The sequence below is a fragment of the Vibrio ordalii ATCC 33509 genome (assembly GCA_000257205.1).
In the GTDB taxonomy this organism is placed as follows: domain Bacteria; phylum Pseudomonadota; class Gammaproteobacteria; order Enterobacterales; family Vibrionaceae; genus Vibrio; species Vibrio ordalii.
In genome coordinates this window covers 34,735-53,704 of sequence record AEZC01000025.1, presented here as the reverse complement: position 1 = coordinate 53,704, position 18,970 = coordinate 34,735, and the positions used below count along the sequence as shown (strand labels likewise).

Here is an 18,970-nt window from a genome sequence, read left to right as displayed (position 1 = left end):
GGCCGAATGACCCGCCGTAAATATTCAGTTCTAACACGGCAGGATCATGATCAGATGCGCGAAAATGATCTTGATATTTCGGTAAATCACCTTTGAACTCACCGTTGTAATCAAACAGTGTCGATTCACCGCCGTTGATGTGCCAATCAGTCGCATCCACCACTTTGCCTTTCAAACTTTTGCTGACCAGCAAATGATCCAATGCGCCAACTTCATCATTAAATGAGTAACTCCAGCTCTCTGGGTGTTTCATCGCCACAGCGTTAAAGTACCCATAATTGTGAGTAATCAACGCGCCATCATCACCAAATTGAGGAGTACCTGCAAGGTAAGTATTGCGTGCCGCACGGATGGTTTTGCCATACTTCTCTGGGCTGTAGTCCGTCAATACGAGCATCGGGTCTTCCATACCGTAAGAGTTCATATCACCCAAAATGACTTTATGCCCTTTGATTTTTTGTAACGCTTCACCTAAAGCGACCGCAGCTGCGACACGAAAGTGTTCACATGCACCTTGAAAATCAATATCTTTGCCACCTTGCCCACCTTGTTCAACTGGTGCGGCATCTTCCCAACATGCCGAGCCTTTGGATTTTAGATGGTTAACCGCGACGGTAATTTTCTCATTGCCACCTTTAACTTTGAAGGTCGGTGCAAGCGTGTCACGCTGGTAATTTTTACCATCTTCAATCACTTTGCCTTTGTCATCCAACACTTCAGGTGCTTGTTGGCTTGGCATTGGAATTACACGATTTTCTGTCAACTTCACCACTTTTTCACGATAAATCACTCCTGTGGTGATCACATCCGTGCCAATAGAATCAAGTTCATCGGTCACACCATCATTATTTGAGTCAATCGCGACAAAACGGTAATGTTTTTTCTTATCCGAGATCTGGCTGTTGATCTGATTGACCAACTGCGCAATTGCCGACCCTGCACCGAAACCGTTATTCTCAATTTCCATCAAACCGACAATATCGGCATCCAAACGTACAATCGCATTGACGATCTTCGCTTGCTGCAGTTCAAATTCTGCAAGGTTATTGGCACCACGATTACCGCCATGCTGATTTGCATCACCGCCAAACGGCGAGTTAAAATAGTTAAGCACGTTGAATGTGGCAATGCGCAGATCGCCTTCATCGATATCCGGTTTCTCGCTGCGGGGATCATTGCGTACGAAATTCTCTTGGCTGAGCGAATTGGTCACAATCAGACGATATTCGTTGTAACCGTATGAGAGCACACCTTCTAAACCTATGATGCTGTCATCAATGCGGATGTAATCTTCAGTCGAACCATTTTGATCAATATCACTGCGACCAAACTCTGGGTAGTACGGAATTTGGCCATCGGCGGCTTTCGCATCGGATTCAATAAACAAGCGGCGCTGCGCGTTTTCCACGCTCTGCTGTTTGGCTTGCTCAGAGCCCGCAGCGAATAGCTGGTTCGGCTGCATGTTAATACGACCTTGCGCTAACACCATGTTATTGCGACGAGCAGCATAGTCATAACCAAAGGTTCGCGTCACACGCATATCCAGCTCTGGGGTGGTTTTTACCAACATGCCTTCATAACGCTCTAATGTGTGCTCAAAGTTCTCATCGGTAGGCAAAATCTCTATCGCGGTCGCTTGTGGAGCCTCTTGCTCACCTTGTTTTAGCCATTGCTTGTTTTCGACTTTAAGCTGTGTGAGGTTGTAATACTCCTGTACTTTACCTTTCACACAAACCACATCCCCCGGTTTTAAACTTGAGCTTGATTGATCGGTAAAAACAAACAAACCTTCAGAGGTATTTAGGTTGTAATCATCTTCCAACGCTTGCAGATAAAAACCCTTAGTTAACCCTGTGGTAACGGCACTCACGACACCTTTGACAAAATATTCTTGGTCGGTGATGTAAGGGTAACCACTAATAAAAGGAGAGCTTTGCCCTTCGCCTTGAATGGCTTGAATAGAAGTAAAGGTGGGCTCAGATCCCTCTTGAGTACAGGTAAACTCAGCCGGTGGCTCTACGGCATCGAGTGCGCCTAACCCATCAATGTTATCCTTGCCTAACGCGCTCCACTGAGCAGCTTGATAAGCCGCTGAGGGCATAAGGCTATCGCTATTACGCACTAAAGTGGTGTCCTTGCCCCAGTTAATGCCGCCCATCACTCCCAACACATCATGCACGCTACCATCACTGTTTAGCAGTGCCACCGGATCATCACCGTTAAAATTAATTACTGAGCCATTATTTTCATCGCTCACTGCTTGGATAGCACTATTGGCGTTGGCATGAGAAATCACTAACACATCATTCGCGGCAATCACTCGCCCAGTCAGGGGCAACTGTGTATCCCAGTTACCACCGCCGTTGCTTGATTTCGCTAAAATGAAATTGTCTAAACTGACGGATACATTACTAGTGTTAGCAATTTCGATCGCCTTATTGAAGCTGCTGCCTTCTACATACTGAGAAATAATAATCTCAGCTTGAGCTGATACAGCCAATGTGGAGCTTATCGCCGCAGCGAGTAATGTTCGGCCAAAGGGTTTAATTCGTGTCGATTCCATTGTTCACCTCTTTCCCTGCTCTGTAACCGAAGTGGTAAGCAAGGTGTTGTAAATCACGTTTATAAAGGGGATTGGTTCCATTTGCGCGTACAGTGTTGTGTTTTTAAATGAAAGATAAAAACATTCACCATTCATATCGAGATCAACATCGCATAGCTAGAGCAAATACTTGAACTAAGCGCAAACTTTCAACAAAGAAGGTAAAGGGGGTTTTCGACAGTGATATTGCCGTGAGGTGAACAGTCTTATTTTTCTAAAAAGAAAGGCAAACAAGGTGCTCCGTACACGGCAAACACCTTAGTTTGATTATTGTGATTGGCTAAAAGAGAGGTAGCGATCAAAGACCGCCTGGGCGCGACCGGTTTTTTGCGCATCGAGAAAGTAGTCATTGAGCTGATTTAGCAGCGGCATCGAATTTTCTAAGCTACGGCGAACTTGCACGTGGTATGGCTTGTTTCTAGCGAGAAAATGATGAACGATTGGCCGATCAATTTTATATAGACCCAACTGAATTCCACCATAAATGGGTTTAATTTCACTCACAAACCAATCACACCGCTCTTTTTGCAGCATATTCAGCGCTTGCTGTACGGAATTTAAATAGAGAGAGGGTTCTCTAGACAGCGCAAAATTCTCATAATTAAAGCCATTAACTCCGCATAATACGCCATCAACGGATGGATCTTTTAAATCTTCATGGTTGTCTGGCAGCGTAAAATAACCGAGTTGAATCGTATAAAGCGGGACCGAAAAATAGCTGTACTCAGCCCTTTCTGCACGATAACTTGCATCCCATGTCAGATCGCAGCGACCGCGCTCTTGCGTCAGTTCATGCTGGACTCGCGCCCAAGGCATAAAATAAAACTGGTAATCGATGTTGTGAGATTTTAATGCGTCCAACACCAGCGTTGTGGCTGAGCCAGTCAAGGAATCGGCTTTTTCTTGATACGAGATCCCCTGCCAATAGGTGAACGGGGGCCAAACATTCACATCACCAACACAAATACGAACTGGCTCTGCGGCGGCGGCACTACAGATGAACATCAATCCTAATAACAGCAGTCGTCTCATGTTCAAAACTCATCATCATGGTTATGATTTAAAGTGTAGACCTAAGCCTACAATACAAAGAGAAAGATCAAATTTTATTAAGCAGAAGTAAAAAATAAAGCTAGGAAAACCTAGCTTTATTTAATGAGAAAAGAGTTAGATTGTCGCAGAAAAAACTAAGGACGCTCGACAAACCCTACCGCTTTAAATGCTTTTTTCAAGGTGATCGCAGCGCGAGCCGAGGCTTTTTCTGCACCCGCTTTCATTACTGAATCAAGATACGCGCGATCTTGTCGGATGCGCGCGTATTCAGCTTGTACCGGCTCCAGCATGGCAACCAGCGCTTCGCCAACATCTTTCTTGAAAGGACCGTACATCTCAACACCTTGATATTGCGCTTCGATCTCAGCAAAGCTTTTGCCTGTCGCTGCAGAGTACAAACTCATCAAGTTGGAGATACCCGCTTTATTTTCGGTATCAAAAGCGATGCGTGGTGGCGTTTCAGTATCTGTCTGAGCCTTATTAACCTTCTTGATAATCGACTTTGGATCTTCCAGCAAAGTGATGACGTTCTTACGGTTATCATCTGACTTAGACATCTTCTTCGTCGCATCTTGCAGGCTCATTACTCGCGCGTTCACTTGCGGAATGTAAGGCTCTGGAATGGTGAAGATCGGCTTTTCAGGACTATAGATATTGTTAAAACGAGTCGCGATATCGCGCGCAAGCTCTAAGTGCTGCTTTTGGTCACTGCCCACGGGTACTTGGTGCGCGCCATAAAGTAGAATATCGGCCGCCATCAACACCGGATAACCGAATAAGCCCGCATTCACATCGTTCGCATAACGTGCTGATTTGTCTTTGAACTGAGTCATGCGGCTCAATTCACCCATCTGCGTGTAGCAGTTGAGAAGCCAACCCAATTGAGCATGCTCTGGTACGTGTGACTGAACAAATAGCGTGCTCTTTTTAGGGTCAACACCAACTGCAAGACAGATTGACAATGCATCTAACGTGGCTTCATGCAGTGCTTTCGGATCTTGACGAACCGTGATCGCATGCAGGTCAACCACGCAGTATTGACAATCATAGTCATCTTGCATCTGTTGCCATTGACGTAGAGCACCCAAATAGTTACCGATACTTAGTTCACCTGACGGTTGAACACCACTCAATACAATGGGTTTGCTCATAGGGATGATTTCCTTGCTACTTAAAATGAGATAAGACTGAAAATGTCTGTGAAAAAAACCGCGCTCATTCGCTAAGTGATACTTAATTTAGCGATAACGCGGTTTATGCAGTGTACTCATTGACGAGTATTTTACTAGCGCATTGTGTGAACTTTTATGCTGAAACTCGCAACACATCAAGCAATTGGTCGATACAGTCCGCCACGTAATCAGGGTTGGAAGCTGAAATGGGCTCACCGTGATTGTAGCCATAAGTCAAACCAAACGAATAACAACCCGCATTTTTAGCCGCTAAAATATCGTTTTTCGAATCCCCAACCATCAACATTTCCTTAGCCGTTAGTTGATGTTTATCCAATAGCCAGTTAAGCGCTATTGGATCAGGTTTTTTGATCGGGAAAGTATCACCACCAATCACATCAGTAAATAAGTGCTCAATACCATGTTGTACCAATACGTCAGGTACAAACTTAGACGGTTTATTGGTCACCAAAGCTAATCTGAACCCAGCGCTGTGTAGCTGCGCTAAGGTTTCTTTCACTTGGGGATATAAATGGCTCAGTTTATGGCCAGTTTGGTCATAAAATTCATCAAAACGCTCACGAGCGGTGGCTTTGATCTCATCGCTAAGATCAGGGTTGATGGTTAAACTTTGGCTAAGTGAGCGAGCGATCAGCACATCTGCACCATTGCCGACGTAATCACGCACTTGCATTTCTGATACCGATGAATAGCCTAACGATTGCACCGTTTGATCAGCGGCTACGGCTAAATCTGGCACGCTGTCGAGCAAGGTACCATCGAGATCAAAGGCGATTAATTTAATTGAGCTTAAAGACATCTTAACTTCCGAATAATAGACAAGGAGCACAAAACCCCTTGTTGCGTCATGAGTATGTAACTTAGTAATGATTGACGTTGTTGTAGTGAGTATTTTTGCTTAGCGCGTCACTTTGGCTAATTCTGCGCGCATCTCATCAATCACAGTTTGGTAATTCGGTTGGCCAAAAATAGCCGAGCCTGCGACAAACATATCTGCGCCTGCTTGCGCAATTTCACGAATGTTATCGACTTTGACTCCACCATCAATTTCAAGGCGGATATGACGACCCGATTGCTCAATCAATTGACGCACCGCGCGCAGTTTATCCAACGTATGCGGAATAAAAGATTGTCCACCAAAACCAGGGTTAACCGACATCAGCAAAATGAGGTCCACTTTATCCATGATAAATTCGAGATGCGCAAGTGGCGTAGCTGGGTTGAGCACTACACCCGCTTGGCATCCGTGCTCTTTGATCAATTGCAATGTGCGATCAACGTGATCAGAAGCTTCCACATGAAAAGTGATCATCGAAGCCCCTGCCTTGGCAAAATCAGGAATGATGCGATCAACTGGTTTAACCATTAAGTGGACATCAATTGGCGCCGTAACACCATAGTCACGCAGCGCCTTACAAATCGGAGCACCAAAGGTCAAGTTGGGAACGTAGTGGTTATCCATTACATCAAAATGGACAACGTCAGCCCCAGCGGCAAGCACTTTCTCAACATCTTCGCCAAGACGAGCAAAATCTGCTGAGAGTATAGATGGGGCAATTAGGAAATCTTTCATACCTGACCTCTTAGGCTAGTGGCCGCAAATGCGTGATGAACAAAATTCGCCCACAATTCTACCTAAGCTGACCAAGATATCCTAGCGCGACACCCGATTTAACGGAGAAATGTTAATCTTCGCATTCCGCTGTATTGAACAGCGCCAACAACTCATCTACTTTGTTGCGCCCTGCCCCATTACGGCTAATGGTGCGCTTAACCTTGACCACGTTAAGTTCTGCACCATGATACAAACGGCGCGTTAACTTAGTGTCATGATTGGAAATCAGCACTGGTATGCCACGATCATTGGCGGCTTTTTCAGCGACATCGGCCAATGAGGCTTGATCATCCAATGAAAAGCCATTACCAGAATAAGAAGTAAAATTGGCGGTAGTAGAGAGTGGCGCGTATGGCGGATCGCAATAGACAACACAGCCCTTGCGAGCACGACGAAACGTCTCTTCGTATCCTTCGCAAATAAAGGTCGCTTTCTTGGCTTTCTCGGCAAAAAACTCCAATTCTGCTTGCGGGAAATAAGGCTTTTTGTAGGAACCAAAAGGCACATTGAAACCGCCTTTTTTGTTGTAGCGACATAAACCATTAAAACCAAAACGGTTCATGTATAAAAACGCCAATGATCGATACAGTACATCATCGTTTTTATTGAACTCTTTACGAATATCGAGATACGCTTCTTTACGGTTGTTATCGGCCGTGAACCAACGCTTAGATTCGGTGATGTACAGTTCAGGTTGATCTTTAATCAGGTTGTACAAGTTGATGAGATCAGGATTGATATCGGCCAACAAATACTGTTCAAAATCAGTATTGAGGAACACAGAGCCAGCACCAACAAAGGGTTCAACCAGTTTACGCGCTGGCGGCAGGTGACGTTGAATATCTTCGACTAGGCCATACTTACCACCAGCCCATTTAAGAAAGGCACGCTGCTTCTTCATTTACTGCTCTATCTTTCAACCACGAAATAAGGCTGCGGAATGTAACATATTTTTGCGTCAAGCTCAGCGTTATTTCGCACGATCAATCTCTCGCTGTACTTGGCTGAGTGATTTGGCCCAAGGGCCTTGCAATTGCAACGCTTTCGGTAAGGTTTCAACGGCATCACGTGCTAACTGGATGGTTGGATAATTACCATAGGTGATGATGTACCACTCCACATCATTGCGTGCTGTCGGATAAATACGCACCTTCTCTTGTAGCGCGTAGGTATTAAGAAAATTTTGCGCTTCACTAAGGGTACTGACCGCCGCTAATTGCAAAGTATAGCTGCGTGGCGAGAAGGCTTTGAGTTCTTCTCTTGCAAAGGAGAAGGTGATTTTCGTTGGCGCAGCAGCAGTGGCAGCCTCACTTACTGGCACAGTTTGCGCGGTGCGGTTTTGTGCATCAACTAGTGCATTATTACTCAGTGACGTATCGGCTTTGGTCGAATTGCCTTCCAAAAGCGCATCCACAACATCAGACTCAATCACCACTCGTTGCTGATCGCTGTCAATTATGCCCACGCTCTCTGAACTTTCCATCACATCGGGTGGTAACGAACTGGAATCATCTTCAGCACCTAAATAACTCGGGTCACTTTTCGCAAGCACCTTCCCACTATTGGTGGTGTCAGTTGCTGAATCATCAAGTGTATTGACTGTTGGTGCAGAGGCATCCCCTAGCGTCGGGATTACCGTCTGCTCGAGTGTACCTGTAATTTGCGACGCTTGCTCATCGGGTGAGGGTTGGGTAAATAGCCACCAGTAACCACCACCAATGATGAGCAGAAGCAGTAAAACCAAGGCAGCGATCTGCACAGGAGAACCGATAATCGAACGGATGATGATCCTTTTTTCCATTTTCTGCTCTCCTAATGCCATGATTTCCCCAGGCACGCGTTTCACCTTTTTGTAAGCGTTGCGTACGCGGCGCTCCATCTCATCGGGTACATAACGCATGACCAGATTTTCAAAAAAGCGATCCGCTTCTTCATTGCTCAGCGCTTCAATCTCTAGCTCTACAGGTTTATGCTCTTGTCCATAGCTTAAACGGGTCAGCAAAGCATCAAGGCTATTGGCTTGTGCAAATAATACGACATTGATGGTCCACAATGGATTGGCTTGTGCTTCTAATACCAGCATCCATAGCTCGGACACTAAGGTTTCGGAGAGTAAATGAGCGTCATCGACAACTATCACCACATCACAACCGCCACCATCAAGTAGACGAGCTAAGCTGTCAGAAAGTGTATCGTGAGGATTAAATAACGGGCCTGAAACGATTTGGGTAAGAATGGTCGCTCGACGCTGCTGGTCATCTTGATTGGGATGACACAGCAACAGCGATTGGTTTTTATCTTCGGCCCACGCTTCTAAATAACGCTGTGCTAACCAAGATTTACCAAAACCTAATCCACCACCAACAGTAATGACATTTGAGCCAAAATTGGTCAATAATTGCAAACGCTCAAGTAGCTCGACTTGCGAATCTAATTCCAATATACGTAATTCATTCGCCAAACTCATTAGGCCGTCCTACTGACAGACAACTGTCAAATTAGTATCAATGAAGATTTACAGGGTGCGGCAGAAGTCAATCGCTTGTTCAATGACCGCTTCGGGTACACCTTTCACTACTTGTGATGTACCAATACTGGTTGGTAGCACCAAACGTAGTTCGCCTGAAAGCACTTTTTTATCACGCATCATGTGTTGCATAAAGTCAGAAAACGACATGCTTTCGGGCGTATGAATCGGTAAATTTGCTCTTTTGAGTATAGAAACAATCCGCTCAACTTGCTGATCGTTAATTAAACCTTGTAACTGCGCCGTTTTAGCGGCCATCACAGTTCCGGCAGAAACCGCTTCACCGTGTAGCCAATTACCATACCCGAGCTGCGCTTCAATCGCATGACCAAATGTATGACCTAGGTTCAACAACGCGCGAATTCCCGACTCTTTTTCATCTTGAGCGACCACATCGGCTTTAATTTGACAGCAGCGAGCGATGGCATAACTTAGCGCTTGCTCATCTAAGGCATAGAGTTTATCGAGATTCTCTTCCAGCCAGACAAAGAAATCATGATCGTAAATGATGCCATATTTGATCACTTCCGCCATACCAGCGGCAAATTCTCGCGCTGGTAAAGTCGCCAAACATTCAGTATCAATAATGACGGCTTTCGGCTGATAAAATGCACCAATCATGTTTTTACCTAAAGCATGATTGACCGCGGTTTTACCGCCAACGGAGGAGTCCACTTGCGAAAGCAGCGTGGTCGGTATTTGGATAAAATCGACTCCGCGCTGATAACAGGCTGCGGCGAATCCAACTAAATCACCAATCACACCACCACCTAAAGCGATGATCACCACATCACGGCTGGAATTACCTTCCAGCAGGTAACTCATCACCATATTAAATGTATCTAAAGTTTTATATTGTTCGCCATCTGGCAGTTCAAGCAAGGAGACGTTACAAGCATGCGGTGCAAGAAGGGCGAAGATTTTATCCGCGTACAAAGGCGCGACTGTCACATTACTGATGACGACGACTTTTTGTTTGGCCGATAAGAAAGAAAGGAGGGCCGGATCATTAAATAATCCGGCGCCAATTGAGATTGGGTAGCTACGCTCATCTAAACTGACCGTAATCCGTTCCATGGTTTGCACTCCAAAATAAAGAACTTAGGAATGTTCTTCTAGCATTTTTACGATCTCGTTGGCTACCACTTTTGCACCTTGATCGTCAGTACGAACCGTAAAATCAGCGATCTCAGCGTAAAGATCGTTACGTTCATCGGCTAAACATTCTAAGACTTCACGTGGATTGTCTGTTTGAAGCAATGGTCGTTTTTTGTCACGGTTCGTGCGTGCAAGTTGTTTTTCAATCGTCGTTTCAAGGTAGACCACAATACCACGAGCAGATAAACGATTACGGTTTTCTTTACTCTTAACAGAACCACCGCCTGTTGCGAGTACAATACCTTGTTTCTCGGTTAGGTCATTAATTACAGCTTCCTCACGTTTACGGAAGCCCTCTTCACCTTCGACGTCAAATACCCATGCGATATCTGCGCCTGTACGCTCTTCAATGACTGTATCTGAGTCTAAAAACTCCATATGCAGTTGTTGAGCAAGATGTCTACCAATTGTACTTTTGCCGGCGCCCATTGGGCCAACAAGGAAAATATTGCGTTTCTCAGCCATGTTTAGCAGTAATTTACAACGTTAATTCAATGACATCGCCACAAGATTAGCCAGTATAATACTGACCGTTAAGACGCTCGTGGCACCTATTCCTCACAGATGATTCGTGATAAGACCCGAAATTATCTAGATATGGTGCCACTAATGCAACTTTATTTTTTAACCAATCGCAATATCAGCCGTAAGTTATTGAATGACGACTTTCGGTGTCACGAAAATCAGCAGCTCACTTTTGCCTACTTGTTCATAGGAACGGCGGAACAATGCACCAAGTAATGGCAAATCACCAAGTAATGGCACCTTATCCACCGTATTGTTGACGCTATGTTGGAATATTCCACCAAGGACCACGGTTTTTCCATTATTGACCAATACTTGAGTGCCAATACGCTGAGTATTAATTGCAACCGCTTCTCCCGTCCCTGTTTTTACAATATCCCCAGGCCGGTCTTGAGTGACACTGAGATCTAACACTAAGCGATTATCCGGCGTTATCTGCGGCGTCACTTTTAAACTCAGCACCGCTTTTTTGAAGGCGACTGTCGTTGCCCCGCTAGAAGAAGACTCCAGATAAGGGATCTCCGTACCCTGCTCGATGTAAGCGGGTTTCTTGTTGGTCGTGATCAAACGAGGGCTGGAAATGATCTCCGCTTTCGACTCACGTTGCAGCGCTGAAAGCTCTAAATCCAACAACATATCCGACCCCAACTTAGCCACTTGGAAGGCAATACTTGAGGCATTAGCGGAGGTCGCTGCTAAGTTTACGTTAAGGAAATCATCAACGGGCAATGTACTTTCTCCCGACTTATCCACTTGGAATAAATTACTTTCAATACTTCCGCCTACGGTGTTGTTGCCATTGGTCGAGGTAAAGCCCCAGCGTACGCCAAGCTCATCCAAATTCCCTTCATTAACCGTAACAATACGCGCTTCAATTTGCACCTGTTTAACCGGAATATCGAGTGATTCAACAATTTGGCGTATCACCACAATATTCTCCGCCAATTCGCGGATCAGTAGTGAGTTGGTTCGCTCGTCGATACTGATGGAACCTCGCTCAGACAACATACTAACGGCCCCTTCACCACCAATCATCTGCGCAATATCAGACGCCTTAGCAAAATTAATTTTGATGATTTCAGAACGAAGATCGCCCAACTCTTCAGCCAAACGTGCCTTTTCAAGTTGCTGCTTTTCACGTAAATCCATCTCTTCTTTAGGTGCCACTAAAATCACATTGCCGTCAACACGCTTATCCAATCCCTTGACTTGCAAAATGATATCGAGCACTTGCTGCCAAGGCACGCCATCAAGCCGTAGCGTCAAGTTACCAGTGACCGAATCTGAGACGACTAGGTTAAACGCGTTATAATCTGCGATAAGCTGCAAAACATTTCGCACAGGAATATCTTGAAAATTAATCGAGATGAGCTTGCCCTCTTTCTCAAGAATGCTCTTCGGCTTAGGTTTTTCTTGTTCTTTCAGTTTGCCAATCACCACCTCAAGGTATTTCCCTTTCAAGCTGTAATCATACTTAAACTCGCCATGAATGGTCGCCAGTAACTGTGTACTTGGCTCTTTGCGCAATACCTCGATACTCTCAACAACGGTTGCAAAATCTTTGACATCCAAGACATACAGTTTCTCATTGGAGACATCCGTCTTAAGCAGTTCAATTTGTAAACCGTCAGCCACTTTCTGCACATTAACTACCGTCGAGGGTGATGCGAGTTCAACAATCAATACCGCATCTTTGTTTTTATTGACTCGAAAGTCGATGCCTTTAAGCTCGTTGGTCTGCGCGGTTTCTGTCGCCACACTTAACCCTGCAACACTTAGCCCTGCAACACTCAATAATAAGCCAAATAAGAGGCTCCGAAATACCATAGTCATTTGTGTCTGTCGTCCTTTAGTCATAGTGATTTCTCTAAATTCAAATTCTATTTCAGAGCCAATTTGACGTTTCGTTGATTCCAACAACCTAAGCCGTCTGGCAAGGTTTCATTGATCAGCAGGTAATTGGAATCAACTCGAGTAACTTTGCCGTGATTCAAACCTAAATATTGTCCCGCTTTCACGTTAACGACCTTGCCTTGAGGCGTTTGTACTAATGCCGATACCCCGCCCCCGCTACTCATCACGCCTTTTAATCGCAGTTGATTAAGCGGATAGCGCTCTAGCTGGCCATTTTTACTGCGAGCCGGAGGCTGCCAGCAGTCGGCCTTCACTACAGGCTGATTTTGTACAATCGCTTCTTTAGGCAACACAAAAGGTTCGCGGGATTCATGTTGCGCATAATGAGTAACTTGAAACTGAATAATGGGTTTTAATTTGGCGACGTCTTTGCGTGCTTGCCCCTCGACCCGCTCTACATAAACTTTCAATGGATCTTGATTCGCCTTACAACCAACCAATACGCTGGTAATACACAGCACCATCAGCAGCAGATTATTGTGCTTCATCGTCCACCTCTTGCTTGAATTGATAGGTATAAGCGCGCACCCTAAAATGTAACGTACTGCTTTCCTGGCTAACCCGTTGCCAGTCAACATCATCGAAATTAATGATGCGGGGCAATTTCGCGATCGCCTCTGAAAAATCACCAATGTCGTGGTAATTACCGGTCAATTCGATATTGAGCGGCAAACGATACAGAAACTCTTTATTCTGTTTCTCTCCCCAATCAATACGTGTAAAGGTTAACGCGTTATCTAGCCCTAGTTCATTGACCGATGCGAGCATGCTTGCGAGCTCTTTTTGCACGGGTAATTGGCGTAATAAAAAGTCATAACGTTCGGTTAATTCATCCAGTTGAGCTTGCAACTGGGGTAAGGTGGCGGCTTTGCTGGCTTTAATCCGTAAGGTCGATTTCAGCACCTCTTCTTGCTGTTTTAAGTTCTGCAATTGCTCATTTTGAGGCATCAGGTAGAACCACGCGCCAACACCTTGAATAATCAGCATCAACAACACAATAACCAACAGTTGAGGCAGCAACGGCCATTCAGCCATTTCATCCATATCAAGATCTTGAAAACTAGTCATGAACAGCTCCTGTAGGCCGAATCTTGGTTAGCGCAGCGCCCTGTGGTGTCGGGGAATGAAACATAAATGACACTTTAAACGTCTGAAAATCCTTACCAAATCGCTTATTACCATGCACGATAGAGTGCATGTTGACATCGGAAAGTAAGGCTGATTTTTCAAAATTATCGAGCATGGTCGCAAGACGCGCAGTGCTGTCACTGATGCCGGTGATTTCAATTTCTTCACCATTCATTTTGATCTTATCGACGTAGACTCCTTCAGGCATAAGCTGTGGCATCAGGTTCATCAACTCGGTGGTTTTATTGCGTTGGCTTTGCAATGACTCGACGACCGACAAGCGAGTTAATAGTGCCTTGTGTTCTTGTTCCGTTATTTTTAATGCATTGATCTGTTTATCAAGCCGCTGAATGTATTGATTCAAATAAGCCAGACGAGACTCTTACTGCTGTGCTTGCCCAGAGAAATACAAACCGATACCCCATTGAATACCAACAGCGCTCATCACACCTAAGACGACCAAGCCCATAAAACGACGCTTATGCGCCGCTCTTTGTTCCTCTCGCCAAGGCAGTAAGTTAATGCTATGCAACATGAGAAGACTCCAACCACTCGATACCACGCAGTGCAAGACCCGCTGCGGTGCTAAAACTCTGCCCAGACAGCTCACCCTGCTGGCGTTTCGCTAACTTATTGTTAAACAGAAGGAAAGGATCGATAATCTCGCACTCAAGCTTGAGACGCCGCGAGATCTCTTGCGCCAACATCGGAGTATCTGCGCCACCACCTGAGAGCCAAATGCCTGCTAAACTGCCCGCGCCATTTACGGAGGTAAAAAGCTGCAACTGACGTTGAAGTCGCTCGATCAACTCATGCACAAAGCGCTCGTTTTTATCGGCTAATTCGGCATTGGTGCCCGACATCGCGCTGTCTTGGGACAACCACTGACAACCGAGAGGGATTTCTTTATGAAAAGGGGCTTTATCAGTAAAATCAATACAGAGCGCCGTTTGGGTATGGCCCACATCCATGAGCATCCAATCGCTGCGATGCTGTGCCCTGCTCGCCAACTGCCAAATGTTTAACAAACTGTGTATTTGCACATCAACTGCGATCGGTAAAAAGCCCGCTTTTTGAGCCGCTAACGCACGGCTTTCCACGACATCTTTGCGAGTGGCGTAAACTTGATAACTTACGGTGCTACTGCGACTTACGCTTTTTTCCATCACTTTGACGAAATCGAGACTCAGCTCTTCCATCGGGAACGGTGACTGATGAGAAAATGCCTGATAAATAGCAAACTCTTTTTCACGCGCCTGCAGGTCACTATCTATCTGTAATACCTTACTTATTACCGCATTGTCCGGTACCGATATGGCGACTTTGTGACTAAATAGTGGTAAACCCTTTCTTAGTTCTTTGAGTTTCTTTACAATTTTCTGATAATCCAGCGTGTGGTTATCAGAGAATATATCCTCTGTAATAAGTAGTTCTTTACAGCCAATCAGTGTATATGAATCACCTGCTGGCTTTAATACCACCGCTTTAATACTATAGTGGCCAATATCTATACCCGTAACCAATGATTTACCCATACGGCTTAGCTCCAGTAACGCTGCTTAGGCTTAGCTCGATTTGCTTATTTTGAGGTTAAATAAGCCACAATTTATTTTTAGAGCTAAATTTTTAGCCTAGATTACAAGGGTTTGCATAAGGGCAGCCTTAACTAAACAGGGATTATCCGGTGAAGTTCATAAAGCGATTGTTATTACTTTCATTGATTTGCATTATTCTTGGAGTCACGACGGTATTTGGCTTCTATTTTTACGTGAAGCCAGACCTCCCCGATGTAGCGACTTTACGTGATGTACAATTGCAGACACCGATGCAGGTCTACAGTCAAGATGGCAAGCTCATCGCCCAATTTGGAGAAAAGCGCCGAGTTCCGCTGCGCATTGAAGAGATCCCGTCTGAACTTATCGAAGCAATTATCGCCACCGAAGATAGCCGCTTTTACGAGCATTATGGCTTTGACCCGATTGGTATCACGCGAGCGGCGGTTGCGGTTATCGCCTCTGGTAGCGCTAAACAAGGTGCAAGTACCATTACTCAGCAGCTTGCTCGTAACTTCTATCTCTCTAATGAGAAGAAAATCATGCGAAAAATCAAAGAGATTTTTATCGCTATCCATATCGAACAATTGCTGACGAAAAAAGAAATCCTAGAGCTTTACCTCAATAAAATTTATCTCGGTTATCGCTCTTATGGGATTGGAGCCGCAGCTCAAGTCTACTTTGGTAAAGAAGTACAGGACTTAACGCTGAGCGAGATCGCACTGATAGCTGGCCTACCAAAAGCGCCTTCGACCATGAACCCTATCTATTCTCTAGAGCGCGCCACTAGCCGCCGTAACGTGGTACTACAGAGAATGCTCGATGAGAAATACATTACCCCAGCGCAATATACGCAAGCTCGCTCTGAACCGCTGATGTCTAAATATCACGGCGCTGAAATTGAACTCAGTGCGCCTTATGTAGCAGAAATCGCCCGTGCATGGATGGTGGAACGCTATGGTGAAGAAGCCGCTTATACCTCTGGAATGATTGTCACCACAACGGTAGATTCCAAACAGCAGCAAGCCGCAAGTAAAGCTGCAATCAATAACCTACTCGCCTATGATGAGCGTCATGGCTATCGCGGCGCAGAAAAAGTGGTTTGGAAAGAAGGTCAAACACCATTCAATGAACAGCAACTGGCCGAGCACTTAAATAATGAGCCGACTTATGGAGATTTATTGCCAGCCGTCGTTACTAACGTAAACAACCAATCGGCGACGGTTTGGGTGAAAAATAAAGGGACCCAAACTATTGATTGGCAGGGTATGAGCTGGGCTCGCCGTTTCTTAACCGATTCTCGACAAGGCCCAGTACCGAATAAAGCGACTGAGATATTAGCGGCTGGTGAACAAATTTGGGTTCGTAAGCGCGCTGAGCATAACGATGGCAATACCACTGACGAAGTACCACTGTGGTTCTTAAGCCAAGTCCCCAATGCCAACACTGCCTTTGTCACCATGAACCCAGACAACGGTGCAGTATTGGCGCTGGTTGGCGGCTTTAACTTTGTACACAACAAGTTTAACCGTGCAACACAATCGGTGCGACAAGTGGGCTCAAGTATTAAGCCCTTTATCTACTCAGCCGCCATCGATCAAGGCATGACCTTAGCGACGCTGATTAATGATGCGCCGATTAACCAATGGGACCAAAGCCAAGGCACTGCATGGCGTCCTAAAAACTCACCACCGACTTATATTGGCCCTACGCGTCTGCGCATTGGCTTGGCTCAGTCTAAAAACGTGATGGCGGTGAGAGTGCTACGCGCTGTTGGTCTGGATGAAACACGTGAGTATCTCACTCGATTTGGTTTTAATATTGACCAAGTGCCACGTTCAGAAACCATTGCCTTAGGTGCAGGAAGCTTAACGCCGGTTAAGATGGCGCAAGGTTATTCTGTGTTTGCCAACGGCGGCTATTATGTTGAACCCTATTACATCAGCAAAGTTGAAGATCCCTTTGGCAAACTTGAGTATCAAGCCACACCAAAAGTCGTTTGCCAACAGCAATGCACCCCAGACACAAATGAGTTCGATGAGCAAGATGTTGCATCGCACTATGCTCCACAAGTAATTTCGGAACAAAACGCATTTCTTGTCCGAGAGATGATGTACAGCAATATTTGGGGTGGCGGAAATTGGCGTGAAGGAACGGGTTGGAATGGTACAGGCTGGCGTGCACAAAAGCTGGGGCGTCGTGATATTGGTGGTAAAACAGGAACGACCAATGATTCCAAAGATGCGTGGTACAACGGTTATGCACCGGGCATGGTCGCTATTGCTTGGGTCGGGTTTGATGATCATAACCGTAACTTAGGTAAGACCACTGAAAACAGCAACGTAGATGACGACGGTGTATCCGGTGCGGAAGCTGGCGCGAAAACGGCGCAACCCGCTTGGATTGATTTTATGCGTCAAGTACTGGTCGATGTGCCAGCGCAAGACAAACCCATTCCAGCGAATATTGTGCGGGTTAGAATCGATATCGATACTGGCTTATTAACCACTAAGTTTGACTCAAGTTCGATGTTTGAATACTTCATTCAAGGTACAGAGCCAACCGAGTACGTCGCAGAGAGTGTCTCTGACAACATCTACTCTTCACCTACAGGTGAAGAGCTGTTCTAAAGCTCAATAAAAAGAGGCTAAATTTAGCCTCTTTTTTTATTTATCATTTAGCTTAGTTTTGATTGACTGAGCCAACTGCTCAAAACGCTGTCTCAGCGGCGATCCCGGCCGATAAGCTAATACTAAGCGGCGTGAAGGTTGTGGGTTGACCGCTTTAAGGTAACAAACGCCATCTTTCTCTTTAACATCTGGTAAAGAGAGCTCAGGTAACAGGGTAATTCCCCCACCCGCCGCAACCATATTACGCAGCGTCTCTAAACTGGTCGCTTTAAAACGCTCGTCATCTTTTGCGCCTGCCGCAAAACAGAAGCCCAGGGCTTGATCGCGCAAACAATGGCCATCGCCTAATGCCAGTACAGTACGTCCTCTTAGCTCAAGCATCTCTACTTCATTTCTATTGGCCCACTCATGTGCGCTTGGCACTGCAATACTCAAAGCTTCGTCATACAGATCAATCTCTTTGAAATGAGCCGTTTCAACAACAGAGGCTAGAACCAAGCAGTCAAGTTTCCCATCCTCAAGCTGACGCACCAATTGCTGGGTTTGAGCTTCATGTAAATAGAGCTCCAGCTCAGGAAATTGCTCTTTTAAAAAGGGCACAATACGTGGCAAAAGGTAGGGGCCTAAGGTTGGAATGAATCCAATATGGATAGGACCACTCATCGAGCCGCCCTGACCGCTGGCCATATCTTTGAAGGTTTTGACTTCACTTAAAATACGTTTGGCCTGATCGACCAATTGCAAGCCAGAATCGGTGAACAACACTCGGCGGCTACTGCGTTCTAATAATACCGTTCCCAGTTCATCCTCAAGTTTGCGGATCTGGCCACTGAGCGTTGGCTGGCTCACAAAACAAGCTTCTGCTGCTTTACGAAAATGTTTATGTTCAGCTAATGATACTAAGTACTCAAAATCACGAATGTTCATCTTTAACCTCAATAGAGCTTACCTATCAAAACCATAGCATCAAACGATTGGAGCTATCAAAGGTTTTCTTCCATAATGGCTCCAACAAATGAGAGCAACGGCTCTTTAACGAATAATGAAACTTAGAAAAATCACAAGGAAAATA

At 45.4% G+C, this 18,970-nt stretch carries 14 protein-coding genes and 2 pseudogenes; 1 reads left to right on the top strand and 15 read right to left on the bottom strand.

What is annotated here, in order from left to right:
* The 14 genes and pseudogenes from VOR_RS0102065 to pilM all read right to left on the bottom strand — a co-directional run.
* Positions 1-2,563, bottom strand: a 2,563-nt coding sequence (locus tag VOR_RS0102065; protein WP_010317704.1) for an ExeM/NucH family extracellular endonuclease, incomplete at its 3' end; no start/stop codon positions are given.
* Between the two features lie 306 nt (positions 2,564-2,869).
* The gene (locus VOR_RS0102060; RefSeq protein ID WP_193386218.1) at positions 2,870-3,634 is read right to left on the bottom strand and encodes a substrate-binding periplasmic protein; all 765 of its coding nucleotides are present in this window, start codon (positions 3,632-3,634) and stop codon (positions 2,870-2,872) included.
* A gap of 155 nt (positions 3,635-3,789) precedes the next feature.
* The gene (gene trpS, locus VOR_RS0102055; protein ID WP_010317701.1) at positions 3,790-4,806 is read right to left on the bottom strand and encodes a tryptophan--tRNA ligase; all 1,017 of its coding nucleotides are present in this window, start codon (positions 4,804-4,806) and stop codon (positions 3,790-3,792) included.
* A gap of 154 nt (positions 4,807-4,960) precedes the next feature.
* Complete coding sequence (locus tag VOR_RS0102050) at positions 4,961-5,647, bottom strand: phosphoglycolate phosphatase (RefSeq protein WP_010317700.1); 687 nt, start codon at positions 5,645-5,647, stop codon at positions 4,961-4,963.
* A gap of 99 nt (positions 5,648-5,746) precedes the next feature.
* The gene (gene rpe / locus VOR_RS0102045) at positions 5,747-6,421 is read right to left on the bottom strand and encodes a ribulose-phosphate 3-epimerase (protein ID WP_010317698.1); all 675 of its coding nucleotides are present in this window, start codon (positions 6,419-6,421) and stop codon (positions 5,747-5,749) included.
* A gap of 112 nt (positions 6,422-6,533) precedes the next feature.
* Complete coding sequence (locus VOR_RS0102040; protein ID WP_010317696.1) at positions 6,534-7,364, bottom strand: Dam family site-specific DNA-(adenine-N6)-methyltransferase; 831 nt, start codon at positions 7,362-7,364, stop codon at positions 6,534-6,536.
* A 69-nt stretch (positions 7,365-7,433) separates the two neighbouring features.
* The gene (locus VOR_RS0102035; RefSeq protein ID WP_010317695.1) at positions 7,434-8,930 is read right to left on the bottom strand and encodes an AAA family ATPase; all 1,497 of its coding nucleotides are present in this window, start codon (positions 8,928-8,930) and stop codon (positions 7,434-7,436) included.
* A gap of 48 nt (positions 8,931-8,978) precedes the next feature.
* A complete protein-coding gene (aroB, locus tag VOR_RS0102030; protein ID WP_010317693.1) occupies positions 8,979-10,067 on the bottom strand; it encodes a 3-dehydroquinate synthase in 1,089 nt (362 codons plus the stop codon).
* A gap of 24 nt (positions 10,068-10,091) precedes the next feature.
* The gene (aroK, locus tag VOR_RS0102025; protein ID WP_010317691.1) at positions 10,092-10,613 is read right to left on the bottom strand and encodes a shikimate kinase AroK; all 522 of its coding nucleotides are present in this window, start codon (positions 10,611-10,613) and stop codon (positions 10,092-10,094) included.
* 186 nt (positions 10,614-10,799) lie between these two features.
* Positions 10,800-12,401: pseudogene (locus tag VOR_RS0102020) on the bottom strand (type IV pilus secretin PilQ); the annotation flags it as partial.
* A 152-nt stretch (positions 12,402-12,553) separates the two neighbouring features.
* Positions 12,554-13,075 carry a pilus assembly protein PilP gene (locus tag VOR_RS0102015; RefSeq protein WP_010317687.1) on the bottom strand — a complete coding sequence of 174 codons (522 nt, stop codon included), beginning with the start codon at positions 13,073-13,075 and terminating at the stop codon, positions 12,554-12,556.
* Positions 13,062-13,655, bottom strand: coding sequence for a type IV pilus inner membrane component PilO (locus VOR_RS0102010; RefSeq protein WP_010317685.1), 594 nt, complete (start codon positions 13,653-13,655; stop codon positions 13,062-13,064). The genes VOR_RS0102015 and VOR_RS0102010 overlap by 14 nt, the downstream gene beginning before the upstream one ends.
* Positions 13,648-14,250: pseudogene (locus VOR_RS17620) on the bottom strand (PilN domain-containing protein). The gene VOR_RS0102010 and the pseudogene VOR_RS17620 overlap by 8 nt, the downstream one beginning before the upstream one ends.
* Positions 14,240-15,250, bottom strand: coding sequence for a type IV pilus assembly protein PilM (gene pilM, locus VOR_RS0102000; protein WP_010317679.1), 1,011 nt, complete (start codon positions 15,248-15,250; stop codon positions 14,240-14,242). Before pilM ends, VOR_RS17620 begins: the two are co-directional and overlap by 11 nt.
* 149 nt (positions 15,251-15,399) lie before the next feature.
* On the opposite strand from pilM, the gene VOR_RS0101995 reads away from it, so the two are divergent.
* Positions 15,400-17,898 carry a penicillin-binding protein 1A gene (locus VOR_RS0101995; protein WP_010317677.1) on the top strand — a complete coding sequence of 833 codons (2,499 nt, stop codon included), beginning with the start codon at positions 15,400-15,402 and terminating at the stop codon, positions 17,896-17,898.
* Between the two features lie 36 nt (positions 17,899-17,934).
* Here the strand turns inward: VOR_RS0101995 and oxyR are convergent, their stop codons facing one another.
* Complete coding sequence (gene oxyR / locus VOR_RS0101990) at positions 17,935-18,825, bottom strand: DNA-binding transcriptional regulator OxyR (protein ID WP_010317675.1); 891 nt, start codon at positions 18,823-18,825, stop codon at positions 17,935-17,937.
* Positions 18,826-18,970: the final 145 nt, after the last annotated feature.